Annotated in this window: 10 protein-coding genes; all 10 read right to left on the bottom strand. The window is 45.5% G+C overall.

Features of this window, described 5'->3' with window-relative positions; all coding sequences use genetic code 11:
- Positions 1–4 precede the first annotated feature (4 nt).
- Positions 5–496, bottom strand: a complete 492-nt coding sequence (locus tag ACTVAI_RS06875) for a PTS sugar transporter subunit IIB (protein WP_443473170.1) — start codon at positions 494–496, stop codon at positions 5–7.
- Positions 497–665: 169 nt separating this feature from the next.
- Entirely contained in the window at positions 666–3,458 is a 2,793-nt protein-coding gene (locus tag ACTVAI_RS06870; RefSeq protein WP_443486297.1) for a sigma-54-dependent transcriptional regulator, read from the bottom strand.
- 704 nt (positions 3,459–4,162) lie between these two features.
- Positions 4,163–5,296 carry a sodium ion-translocating decarboxylase subunit beta gene (locus tag ACTVAI_RS06865; RefSeq protein ID WP_443473169.1) on the bottom strand — a complete coding sequence of 378 codons (1,134 nt, stop codon included), beginning with the start codon at positions 5,294–5,296 and terminating at the stop codon, positions 4,163–4,165.
- A gap of 15 nt (positions 5,297–5,311) precedes the next feature.
- On the bottom strand, positions 5,312–5,653 hold the full coding sequence (locus ACTVAI_RS06860) for a biotin/lipoyl-containing protein (protein ID WP_443486242.1): 342 nt from the start codon (positions 5,651–5,653) through the stop codon (positions 5,312–5,314).
- A 15-nt stretch (positions 5,654–5,668) separates the two neighbouring features.
- Complete coding sequence (locus ACTVAI_RS06855; RefSeq protein WP_443473167.1) at positions 5,669–5,935, bottom strand: OadG family protein; 267 nt, start codon at positions 5,933–5,935, stop codon at positions 5,669–5,671.
- Position 5,936: 1 nt separating this feature from the next.
- Positions 5,937–7,328, bottom strand: coding sequence for an oxaloacetate decarboxylase subunit alpha (locus ACTVAI_RS06850; protein WP_443473166.1), 1,392 nt, complete (start codon positions 7,326–7,328; stop codon positions 5,937–5,939).
- 117 nt (positions 7,329–7,445) lie between these two features.
- Positions 7,446–7,868: an Hsp20/alpha crystallin family protein gene (locus tag ACTVAI_RS06845; RefSeq protein ID WP_443473165.1), complete on the bottom strand. Its 423-nt coding sequence runs from the start codon at positions 7,866–7,868 to the stop codon at positions 7,446–7,448.
- A 119-nt stretch (positions 7,869–7,987) separates the two neighbouring features.
- Entirely contained in the window at positions 7,988–9,484 is a 1,497-nt protein-coding gene (locus ACTVAI_RS06840; RefSeq protein WP_443473164.1) for a carbon starvation CstA family protein, read from the bottom strand.
- Between the two features lie 117 nt (positions 9,485–9,601).
- Complete coding sequence (locus tag ACTVAI_RS06835; protein WP_443486241.1) at positions 9,602–10,297, bottom strand: LytTR family transcriptional regulator DNA-binding domain-containing protein; 696 nt, start codon at positions 10,295–10,297, stop codon at positions 9,602–9,604.
- Positions 10,278–12,047, bottom strand: coding sequence for a LytS/YhcK type 5TM receptor domain-containing protein (locus ACTVAI_RS06830; RefSeq protein WP_443486240.1), 1,770 nt, complete (start codon positions 12,045–12,047; stop codon positions 10,278–10,280). Before ACTVAI_RS06830 ends, ACTVAI_RS06835 begins: the two co-directional genes overlap by 20 nt.
- Positions 12,048–12,257 lie beyond the last annotated feature (210 nt).

Genomic DNA, 12,257 nt, shown 5'->3' with positions numbered 1-12,257 from the left:
CCTCCTAGATATGGTTCCCTTTTTTTAATATCTCCATCAACATCTGCTTCCGATCACTCGGAACTTTCCGGACTTCCAATTCAATTTCCTTTGAATCCAGAAATTTAAATGCTTCGATATCCCTTTCATCAACTGAAATGAAATGCGTAATCATCTTCTTATCTCCGGTAAACTTCATCCCACCGATATTCACTGATTTGAAATAAACGCCTCTTTTATAGACAGTGGCAACATCTGATGGATTCGTAAATAAGAGCAAAACCTTCACATTCATAAACATGGGGTGAAAATATACTTCAACGAGTTTATCTAATGTGACGACATGTGATTTAATATCGGGTGGTGCTGCTTGGCTTACCAAAGCTTTTGAAATGGGATTCGCGGCTACTTCGTCACTGACAACCAGAATGCGACTGATCCGGGTATCTTTCGCCCACGTAATCGCAACTTGACCATGAAGCAAGCGGTCATCAATACGAACCAACTGGATGTCCATTTGCATCTCCTTTCTAGTGTGATTGGGCACACTCTGTACCCTTCACTATATATATGCAAGAAGCGTGCCAACTTTTTGATGTATAAAAACGCTTCATATCAAGGTTTGTGTCAATACACAAAAAAAGATACACTAACACATTGTGTTGTTAGTGTATCTTTTCGATTGTTCAGCTTAATAGTGTATCCAGTTCATCGAGATTGCCTTTTTCCTTTTTGACGAAATAAGCGATGTAGTCGTATTCCTCTTCAGGGATGCGAATAGCCAATGCCCGTTCAAAATGGCGAATTGCCTGGATAATAGCGCTATCCCGCTCTTCACGTTTGATTGTGTTCGCAACGCGTGCCAAAGGGTCTTGGTTAATGAGTCGTTCCAACACCCCACCCATGTGGAGTGCTAAATTAACGTGGAACGCATAACCCGGCTCGGGATGATACTGTAACCCCGCACACTCATCCACAAATTCCCAGAGTATCGGCATAACCTTCTTTGGATTTAAGAACGTATAGTGCTCTTCCAGGAATTGGTAAATTAATTTTTGGGCTGCACCTGCTTCTTGAATGGCTTCTGAAGGGGCAACAGCCGTTAAATCATTAATTTTTTCGATCAGTTCCTGCGAATTTTTCTCGATGAATTTTTCCAAAGGAATAAAGGGTGCGGTCAGTTTCGGATCGACAATCCCTGTTGTGGCAATGATGGTATAACGATCTTCCCATAGTTTCAAGTTTTGATCCAAATCCGCAATGGATGTGGTCAACACTTTTAAATGGTTTTCTTTTTGTTCCGCCAATGGTTTTTCAATGATTTCTTTCAGTTTACGAGCGGTCCCTTCCCCACTCGCACAAATGGCAATCATCACCGGTGGCTTGGGTAAAGTCTGGAATTTATCCCGATTATCGGAGGCCGTATTCGCATAGCCACTGAAACGGTCGAGGCTTTCATGTAAAATTTCTAAATCTGCATCGACCAAGGAGGCTTTACGCGCACCTTCCAGAACGAGTGCGGTTGATACCATCTGAATAGTACGGACCTGAATGCCCGTTTCCTTGATCAAATTGGCTTCGAAGGTCGTCAAGGACCCCATATCCACCATCAAGAGGACGCCACTGCCCTCGTTTGCCTGGATAACGGCGTGTTTTACTTTTTCATAAGCGATAGCCGGTGACATATCAAGTGGCATATCGACGGCGATGATACCGGTAAAATCCAGGAGTTCCTCGGCGACTTTGGCCATGCTGGTAGCGGTGGAATTGCCATGTGTCACGACGACTACCCCGATGCGACCGGTAACTTGTTCTTCCTGAAGTGAAACAAGGAGGACAGTCAGGTAATAGATTTCGTTTTCCGGAACATCGACGCCAAAGTAGTCCGCGATACGGTCTTTCAAAAAGCGTGCAACGGCCATTTCATTGGGAAAACCCAGTGCCATATCCTTGATTCGGTCGTTCAAGTAACGGATTTCGCCGATTTGAATATTGTTCAAGAGCGAGCTGATGTGTAGGCTGACGGCGTAAATGTAGTTGTGTTTGAATGCGGTATTGAGTGAATTTTCAATTTCCCCCGAAACCTCATGCACGAATTGGATGACTTCTTTGGATACGACTTCAGCGAGACGAGAGTCAGTCTGCAAGGAGAATCCGTGGTTCTTATAAAAGGATTTTAGATGGACATTGATATCGGTCGAAATGTATTGGTTGATCGACTCAGGGTCCAATCCTTCCGCTTCAAGGAGCGTCGCTTTGTCGCCGATGATGTCGTAAAGGTTATACGGCAGTTCGTAGGCATCGGTTTCGATTTGGTAGAATGGTTCATTTGGTTTAACGGTAATCTGGGCTTCGGAAATTTTGGCGAGTTCAGAGCGTGTTCGTGCGTTAGCGGACTGGCCAACCAGATGGGACTGAATAGACTCCGGTAAATCGCGAACGGTCAAGACGATTTGGTCCTGGCTGAGTTGGTTCATGAAGCCACGGGCACAGACCAGTTGGATACCGGATTTTAGCTGCCCGACATTCCCGTAGCCCACACTGGCAATCAGGGCTTTAACCACATCTTCGGTCAAGGTAATCTCTTTCTGGATACGGGTTGCTTCCAGGCTGGCCATCAATTTGACAAGGTCAAGTTGCTCGCTGATGGTGCGTTCCTTGAATGATGGTAACTGGATGACAATCGGGATTCGGCGCATAAAAGTATCCAGGAAGGTTGATTTCGGATCTTCGGTCGTGGCACAAACGATACGCACATTGGCAGCGCGGTTACGGCCCGACTCACCTAGGCGACTGTACATGCCGGTGTCCATGAAATAGAAAATCATTTCCTGCCCCTCTGGCGGAAGACGGTGGATTTCATCCAGGAACAGCATGCTTTGATCTGCTTCTTGGATGAGACCATCTTTCGAACCCGTTGCGCCCGTAAAAGCACCTTGGCTGTAGCCGAATAGTTGGCTCATCAACAGTTGCGGGTTGTTGGCGTAGTCGGCACAGTTGAAAACCACGAGTTCTTTGTCATTTGGTATGATGCCGTTGGACTTGGCAAAATCGAACATGGCATGTGCGAAATAGGATTTACCCGAACCAGTTTGGCCTGTGATAAGTGTATTCAGGCCTTTTGGTGGGTAAAGGACCGCTGCTTTTGCTTGTTCCACCGCATTTTTCATACTACTGTTGGCGCCGATCATCGTTCGGAAAACGTCTTGTTTGTTACTGATGGTTGGCTGTTTTGTGGTTGGGCGGCGGATCGCTTCTTTGTAACTGGGAACGTGTTTGGAAAGTGGCTCGTGTGGGGTTATTTTCACCAAAAGATAACGAACGGGACGGCCTTCAGTCTTGAAAAGTTTGCCTTCGCGCACGAGTTGGTTCAGGTCCTTGGAAACGTTGGTGCGTTGGATGTCGAGTGCATCCGCTATCATTTTCGTAGTTGGCCCATGCCCCAATTCAATTTCCTGGTCGGTTAGTGTATGCGTCATTTCCTTGATATAGTGGTAAATTCGGTCTTTCCGGTTCACTGTATTCACCCTCCGTGATTAATACTGTATCGTCTTATATATTATACACTAATTTTTGTGTGGGGTATTGAGTTACGGTTTATAGTTACAAGTTATCGGTGCGGCGTTAATTTACTTATTCGATATTTAACGCCGCACTTGGGTGGCTTAGTGCGGCGTTCCTGAAATTTATATTGGCTTAACGTCGCATTTTTGCTCCAAAAGCGGCGTTAAGGAATTTTATTTCCCGCCAACGCCGCACTTTCGCCAAAAATGTGGCGTTGGCGGAATGAGAATTGTCAGAACGCCGCACCTTGTATTTTTTAGACTTAAAACAGAAACCTGGAACAGGCTTCGCCCTTCCTGGTTCTTTATTGACGTTGTCTGCATAACTATTTTGATTTTGCAGATAGTTGTGCAATTTTTACACTTATTCTTATGTAAAGTCCTGCTCGATTCCCGATAATCCTTACAAATCCCATTTGTGTGAGAAGCTAGTCGGCCCGGCCAAGCGCGTTTCTAAAAAAACGACGATTAGCAATTTTCTAAACAGCTAATCGTCGTTAATTATCGATTTTGCGCCTATTAGATAGTCGCCCATTTCATAACCGTCGCATTTTTGGAAAATCACGACGGTTAGCCCAACAATAAAAAATTTTCGTCGTCCCAACTAAACTTAAGTCCCACTATGATCCGAAATAAGATAACAATACCCCGGCCGCTACAGCGGAGCCAATCACACCCGCTACGTTTGGTCCCATGGCGTGCATCAATAAATAATTGGAAGAATTGTATTTAATCCCCTCTTTTTGCACAACACGAGCGGCCATCGGAACCGCGGAAACCCCCGCCGCCCCAATCAATGGATTAATTTTGCCACCGGATAGTTTGTACATTAATTTGCCCATCAGAACCCCGGCTGCCGTTCCGACCGAGAACGCGAACAGACCCATGAAGATAATTTTCAATGTGGTTGCGGAAAGAAACAATTCTCCAGTTGCCTTCGCCCCAACCGTGACACCCAGTAAAATCGTCACGATATACATCATCGCATTTTGCAGGGTTTCCGTTAGTTTCGGCACCTGCCCACTTTCACGAATCAAGTTCCCTAACATCAACATACCAATTAAAGCAGTGGCAGACGGTACTAGCAAACTCACGAATAAAGTCGTTACGATGGGAAATAAAATCCGTTCACGCTTGGTAACCGGGCGAAGTTGCTTCATCGGTGTTTTCCGTTCTTCTTCCGTTGTCAAAAAACGCATAATCGGCGGCTGGATAATGGGCACCAGGGCCATATATGAATAAGCAGCCAAAGCGATAATAGGTAGGATATGACTTGCCAAGCGAGTCGTTAAATAAATGGCAGTCGGTCCATCCGCTCCGCCAATAATCCCAACGGAGGCGGCTTCTTCAGGAGTCATACCTAATGCCAGAGCACCTAGAAAAGCTGCGAAAATCCCGAATTGTGCGGCACCACCCAATAAGAGCGTTTTAGGGTTGGCCAATAAAGGACCGAAATCCGTTGAGGCGCCTAAACATAGAAAAATGAGGGGTGGATAAATACCTAAATCAGTTCCCTGGAATAAATAATAAAGCAAGCCACCGGGATTGTCATTTTGCGGCGGGCTCATCAAACCAGCCAGAGGTAAATTCACCAGTAAAATCCCAAATGCAATCGGAATCAGTAGATACGGTTCATACCCTTTGCGAATGGCTAAAAACAAAAATACACAGGCGATGACAATCATGATCAACTCTTTATAGGTCATGTTGGCAATTCCTGACACATACCAAAGTTCCATCAGTTGCTCAAACAAGCGAATCGCTCCTTTCTACATGATGACAAGGTCTTGGCCGGAATCCACAGCGTCGTTCGGTTTCACCAAAATTTCCTTGATTGTCCCATCATGTGGGGCTATGATTTCATTTTCCATTTTCATTGCTTCCAAAATAACCAAATGGTCGCCGGTTTTAACGGTTTGGCCCGCTTGCACCAAAACGCGTAAAATGGTTCCCGACATCGGAGCCGTTACTTTTTCACCACTTGCCGTTGGTACCACAGGTTTGGATTTGGGTATCGGTTTCTCCCCAACATCCATTTCTTCATCATCCGGAAGCTCCCGGACTTTCACTTGATAAACTTGGCCGTCGATTTCGATTTCATAATTTTTCATCTGCCGTTTCCTCCTCTACTTAATCCGTTTCACTTCCACGACTTCGTACTTTTTAGCAGGGTTGGTTTCATGTGCTGCAATAATCGCCGTCAACACGGCAACTGTTTCGCGCTGCTTATCCGGAATCAAGTCCGGAGAAACAGCAGGCACTTCCATTTTTGACTCTGCCGAAAAACGGTGTACTAATTCCGTCAATCCCCACAAGGACGCGAGGACGCTAAATACAAAAACCATGGAAATGACTGTCACAACAAGGCCATCCATCATATTGAAGCTTTCCATGTTAATCCCTCCTATAGCGCGCCTGGATGCGGATTGGTTGATCAGTGTCATCGGGTTGATATTTTCTTTCCAAATAAGCCTTCCCGACTTCCGGGAACAACGCGTAGGTCAACACATCCTCATCCGTCTTCGCCAACGCTCCCAGTTCTTCTTTCAGTCGCGTGAACTCAGGTTCCAAATGATCCGCTGGGCGGTCGGTCATGACGCCCTCGCCGGGTATGATTGATTCCCGGAATTTATCTGTCACCGGCACCGGTGTTTTCCCATATTTACCACGCAGATAATCCTTAATTTCATTCGGCACCAGTTTGTACTTTTCACCAGACAACACATTGAAAACGGCTTGGGTCCCGACCATTTGACTCATCGGCGTCACGAGTGGTGGAAAACCTAAATCTGCCCGCACATTCGGCACTTCCCGCAACACCTCATCGAATCGTTCACCGGCTTTCGCTTTCTTCAGTTGTGAATTCAGATTCGACAGCATTCCACCCGGTACTTGATAAATCAAGGCTTTGGGATCGGCAAACATCATTTTCGCATCCAATTCCCCCGAATCTAGATATTTATCCCGCACCCCTTTAAAATAATCCGCCACTTCTTCCAATTTATCGATATCCAAGTGCGAGTGATAACCCAATTCCTCAAGCGCCAAAGCAATGGCCTCTGTAGCTGGTTGACTCGTCCCTTCCGCAAATGGTGAAATGGCGCAGTCAATCATATCCGCCCCCGCTTCCACCGCCGCTAAATACGTCATTTGCGCAATCCCGCTCGTGGAATGCGTATGAATATTCAGAGGCACCGTAATCACTTTCTTAATTTCTGTCACTAGCTCTCGGGCCACTTTAGGCGTCAGAATACCCGCCATATCCTTGATACAAATCGAATCCGCACCCATTTGGGAAAAACGCTGCGCGAGATCCACGTAATAGGCCACTGTATGCACATCGCTGATGGTATAACAAATTGCAAGCTGCGCATGCGCTCCGTATTTCTTGACGGCCTTCACCGATGCCTCAACATTACGTGGGTCGTTCAAAGCATCAAAAATGCGAAAAATATCGATTCCGTTCGTGGCGGCCTGCTTGACAAATGCATCCACAATATCATCGGCGTAATGGCGATAGCCGATCAAATTCTGGCCACGCAGCAACATCATTAACTTCGTATCCGGCGCCCGTTTACGAATTTCGCGCAGGCGTTCCCACGGGTCTTCGTTTAAAAAACGAATAGCGGCATCATACGTCGCCCCGCCCCAACACTCCAAAGCATAATAGCCCGCCTGATTCATTGTTTCCACAATCGGCAACATGTCTTTTGTGGACATCCGCGTTGCCATTAAACTCTGGTGGGCATCCCGGAGTACGGTTTCATTGATTTTCACTTCGCTCAATCAACTCACTCCTTTTCACTTGACTATGCAACATAACATACTTTAATTGTAAAGTTCTTTGTAAGCGGTGTCAATATGACAATAAAAAGCCCCAGGTAGGTTCCTGGGGGTTTAATCTTATTGAATATCAATACGTCTCGTGGTTGGTGTTTCCGGTTCTTTTTTCGGCAGTTCTACAGTCAAAACACCATCTTTGAATGTTGCTGTAACATTTTCCTCATCCACATCACGAAGCAAGAACTGACGGCTGTATGAACGCATTGAACGTTCCCGGCGAATATAATTACCCTTTTCATCGGTTTCATCTTTACCCATTTCACTTTTTGCTGAGATTGACAAAATATTGTCGCGATAATCAAGATGAATATCCTCTTTGGCTAATCCAGGCAAATCCGCTTCAAGCACATATTTGTCATCTAGTTCCTTAATGTCCGTGTTGAAGTTACCCTCATTGTTACGAAAGAATTGATCGAAAGCGTCGTCGAAGTTACTTTTTCCTAAGTCCCACAAGTTACGTCTGGATGGAAACCAGTTACTCATTTTTCTTCACCCTTTCTATTTGTCTTCCACCCATAGTTTACGCTCAGTTGGAAGCGTTGTCAAAAAAACCAACAAACATAAAAATAACCCCCAGAGCACAAACACTCCGGGGGTTTCTTTTATGAAGTGGCAACAGCCACTTCTTCATCACTATAAGTTCCAATTGGTAAATGGTCGTTCAGCAACATATCGTCTGGATTCAGGCTTTCTTTTTGCTTGCGTCCACTGATGCCGAAGATGGCTAAAATCAATAGGGTCAGTACCATACCGACGAGATAAGCCGGTGTTGTCAAGCCCATACCCAAGCCGATTGGTTCGCTCAAGATATATACCACGACTGCATAAAGCATGAATGATGCGGGTACCAGCGTTACCAGGAAGTTACGTTCTTTCAAATATAAGTAGCGTGTTGAAACAAGTAAAGAAATGACGGCTGTCACTTGATTGGCCCAGTTGAAATAACGCCACAATAAGTTGAAGTCCACTTGTGTCAAGAAGAAGGAGATTACATACAACGGAATTGTTATAGCCAAGATTTTCTTTAAAGTGTCCTGCTTAATATGCAAGTAGTCCGCCAAGACAATCCGTAAACTCCGGAATGCTGATAGACCGGAAGAAATTGGTAGCACAATGACGCCTACAATGGCGATTGTTCCAAAGAAACTACCCAATAGCATGTAAGAAACTTCGTTCACCACAACAGATGCTGTTCCAGCATCAATCATGCCGCTCAATGTTTGGCCATTGAAAAGAGCCATTGCAGCAGCAGCCCAAATCATGGCAATAACGCCTTCAGCAATCATCATGCCATAGAAAGTGAAGCGACCTTCTTTTTCATTTGTACTTGTCCGGGAAACCATTGGCGCTTGTGTTGCATGGAAACCAGAGATAGCACCACAGGAAACCGTAAAGAATAGTCCTGGAAAAATAGCCAAACCTTTTGGATGGAAGTTTTTCATCGCTCCCATTGTTAGTTCAGGGATGGTGTGTCCTCCCGCAATCAAGGAAATGCCGATCGCAAACGTACTTAAAATGAGTACGGCCCCAAACCAAGGGTAAACTTTACCCATTGCCTTATCGATCGGTAACAGGGTTGAAACGAGATAATAGACAAAAATTAACGCAGTAATCACACCGATCGATAACCAACTTGGCGTGATCGAGTTAATTAAATTAGCTGGCGAAGTCACAAATACGGTCGCCACTAACATCAACAATAGCATCGTAAAGATATTCACGATATGCTTTACAAATTTCCCTAAATACTTACTTGCGAGTTCAGGCAATTGTGCACCGTCATTCCGCAATGAAATCATCCCAATCATGTAATCATGCACTGCACCGGCGAAAATACATCCGACTACAATCCAGACATAAGCGATTGGTCCATACAGAGCTCCCATGATTGGTCCGAAAATAGGCCCCGTTCCAGCAATATTCAACAATTCAATAATAGCGTTTTTACCTTTTGACATCGGTACAAAGTCGTATCCATCCTTTAAAACTTCAGCTGGCGTTTTGCGATCGGGTTCGATTTGGAAATTCTTTTCAATATATTTTGAATAAAAGAAATAACCGCCCAACAACAACATGATTCCTCCAAATAATGTCAGCATTTTAACTCCTCCTCTTTTGTAGTTTTACTCGAGCTCATTCTACAAAAGAAAGCGCGTTCAAGGTTCATTTAACGGCGAAATGCAGCTTTTAGGAGGTGAGTTGCTTTTTTTATGGGGTCAAATGCCAACCCGTTTGCGGAAATCTTTTAAATAAGAGCGTCCGACCGGCACCTTAGCATCATTTGTCATCGTCAGTTGGTACGTATTATTAAACCATGGCTGGATTTCTTTTATTTCCTCTAAGTTTATTAAAAAGGAGCGTTGTACGCGCATAAACTGCGAAACAGGTAATGTAGCTTCCCACTGGCTCAATGTTTCGTGGGTGACATAAGCATTGGTATATGTCGCCACAGTCGTTTCGTTGTTGTCGACACTAACGACGACGATTTCTTCCGGTTTTACCAAGTAAATCCGTTCATCTGAGTGGATTGCTATCGTCTCCGGCTGCGTGTCCGGCAAACGACGGTTTACTTTTTCAATCGCCGCTTCCACGCGCTCGGGAGCGAATGGTTTCAATATATAATCAGTGGCATTCAGTTCAAAGGCTTTGACCGCATATTCGTCATAGGCGGTTGCGAAGACGATTTGCGGTGGATTTGCAAAGTGTTTTATTTTTTCAGCAAGCGAGATGCCGCTTTCGTCCATGAGATGGATATCCAGGAAAAGCAGGTCTATCGGCTGCTGCAGCATTTTTTCCAACGCTTCGGAAATGGTAGCGGCCTGCTGAATATCGGTCACAGCCGGATTCTGGGAAACGAGAAAACGTAGTTCATCACGTGCTAATGGTTCATCGTCAACGATCAGGATACGCATGGGATTCCTCCTTGGTTTGTAATGGGATTCGGCTGGTTATGGTTGTGCCCGTGTCTGATGTCGTGAATTGGAGCGCTGCGGCTGGACCGTAGAGATTGATCAGGCGCTTGTTCAGGTTGTCAAGGGCTGTTCCAGATCCGTGATTGGAATCGACGGGTTCCTTGCCGAGTTTACTTAAAACAGTTGGGTCGATACCGTGGCCATTGTCCGTGATTTGGACGTGGAGATTTGCTGTTTCTTTTTGGATGGATACGTGTACGTGGTTGCCGGTTTGGCGATTTTTAAAAGCATGGCGAATGGCGTTTTCGACGAGGTTCTGCAAAATAAACGGCGGAACCAGAGCGTTTTGTAAGTTTGGTTGGATCGCAAAAGTGACGGTATAACGGTCCGGGAAACGCGCGAATTCCAGTTCCAGATAGCTATGGAGTTGCGCAAGCTCCTGCTCCAACGGTATTTGCGACAGACGCGCTCCCTGAAGGTTAGCGCGCAAGAAGTGACTCAGTTCCAAAACAAGTTTCCGTGCTTTCTCACTATCGATGCGGATCAAGGATGAGATTGTATTCATGGCGTTAAAGAGAAAATGTGGATTTACTTGCGCTTGCAAGGAATCAATTTCTGCCTGCTTTAAAAGTTTGGTTTCGTTCTCACGCTCACCGAGTTCGATTTGGGTGGAGAAAATACTCCCCAAACCTTCTGCCAATTGACGCTCGACATAAGTCAACTCGTTTTCATCGGTGAAATAGAGTTTTAATGTACCTATGACTTGATTTTTTGATTTCAAAGGAATAACAATCGCCGCTGCCAAGGGACAGTTGGGATTGTCACAGTCTATTTCGCGTTTGGAACGGGCTTCCTTGATTTCGCCTTCCGCCAGGACTTGTTTCGACAGCCCGGTGACAATTTCACGAGTCGGTTTGTGATGGTCGCTCCCAGCTCCAACGTGGGCCAAAATTTGATTTTTATCCGTCAGGCTGACGGCGGATACTTTAATGAAGCGTTTAATGATTTCAGCGACAGCAGTAGCCGACTGCTGATTCAAGCCGGAGCTGAAATACGGCAACGTTTCGTTCGTGAGTTGCAGAACATCGTGGGTCTGCACTGCTTTGGCCATTTCTTCCTGCTTCAAGGTTGTCTCGATGATAGATAGAAAGATAGCTGTTCCGATGCTGTTGGCACCGATCATCGGAATGGCAATGAACATGACGAGTTCGCGGGCCGAAGCGAAATCGCTACTGAAGATCAAAATCGTCAGCATTTGGACGATTTCCATGGCGATCCCCACCAGAAAACCTTCTTTACTGGATGGAAATCGATTCTTTTTACTGGAACGAGCGCCGTATACTCCGGATAGTAATCCGATTAAAATGGAAGAAATGACATAAATGTGGACATCCACTCCTCCCTGGAAATAACGGATAATGGCCGACAGGACACCAACTGCTGTTCCAACGAGCGGCCCACCGATAAGTCCCGAAACCCCAATGGTCAAAACGCGCGTGTTCGCGAGAGATGAGCCCGGTCCCAATTGGGAAAATAATTGTTCAACGATGACGCGGTTTTCATCAATTTCAACACCGGTAAAATTGGAAATGACTGCGAAAACGCCGAATATAAAAATAAGGATGGCTTGTGTCCTGACAGATTTACGGTGAGCCAATAGGTTCCGCACCTTCGTGCTATTCATCAGCAAATAAGCCAATAGGATAATCAGGCCCGACCTTAATAGCATTAAAAAAAGTAAAGCAATCATGTGCACCTCTCCCTTTTCTCTCATTTTACTATACTTCTTTATTTGTGGGGTGAGTGATTTGCTTTGGTGCGGCGTTTAGTTTCATCAACTACGTTTAACGCCGCACTTAGGGGGCGAAGTGCGGCGTTCCTGAAATTCTGATTGCCTAAACGTCGCATTTTCGCCTCAAATGCGGCGTTTAAAATTTTCGCGGCCCATGAACGCCGCATT

The organism is Jeotgalibaca sp. A127 (genome assembly GCF_052266745.1).
Lineage (GTDB): Bacteria > Bacillota > Bacilli > Lactobacillales > Aerococcaceae > Jeotgalibaca.
The sequence above is the reverse complement of the archived record's forward strand: the minus strand, read 5'-3'. Positions and strand labels throughout refer to the sequence as shown.

What these genes read in the sequence shown, in the direction of transcription:
- ACTVAI_RS06830 (WP_443486240.1), bottom strand. Translation starts at nt 12,047, where the DNA reads ATGATTGCTTTACTTTTTTTAATGCTATTAAGGTCGGGCCTGATTATC.
- ACTVAI_RS06835 (WP_443486241.1), bottom strand. Translation starts at nt 10,297, where the DNA reads ATGCGTATCCTGATCGTTGACGATGAACCATTAGCACGTGATGAACTA.
- ACTVAI_RS06840 (WP_443473164.1), bottom strand. Translation starts at nt 9,484, where the DNA reads ATGCTGACATTATTTGGAGGAATCATGTTGTTGTTGGGCGGTTATTTC.
- ACTVAI_RS06870 (WP_443486297.1), bottom strand. Translation starts at nt 3,458, where the DNA reads ATGACGCATACACTAACCGACCAGGAAATTGAATTGGGGCATGGGCCA.
- ACTVAI_RS06875 (WP_443473170.1), bottom strand. Translation starts at nt 496, where the DNA reads ATGGACATCCAGTTGGTTCGTATTGATGACCGCTTGCTTCATGGTCAA.
- ACTVAI_RS06855 (WP_443473167.1), bottom strand. Translation starts at nt 5,935, where the DNA reads ATGGAAAGCTTCAATATGATGGATGGCCTTGTTGTGACAGTCATTTCC.
- ACTVAI_RS06860 (WP_443486242.1), bottom strand. Translation starts at nt 5,653, where the DNA reads ATGAAAAATTATGAAATCGAAATCGACGGCCAAGTTTATCAAGTGAAA.
- ACTVAI_RS06845 (WP_443473165.1), bottom strand. Translation starts at nt 7,868, where the DNA reads ATGAGTAACTGGTTTCCATCCAGACGTAACTTGTGGGACTTAGGAAAA.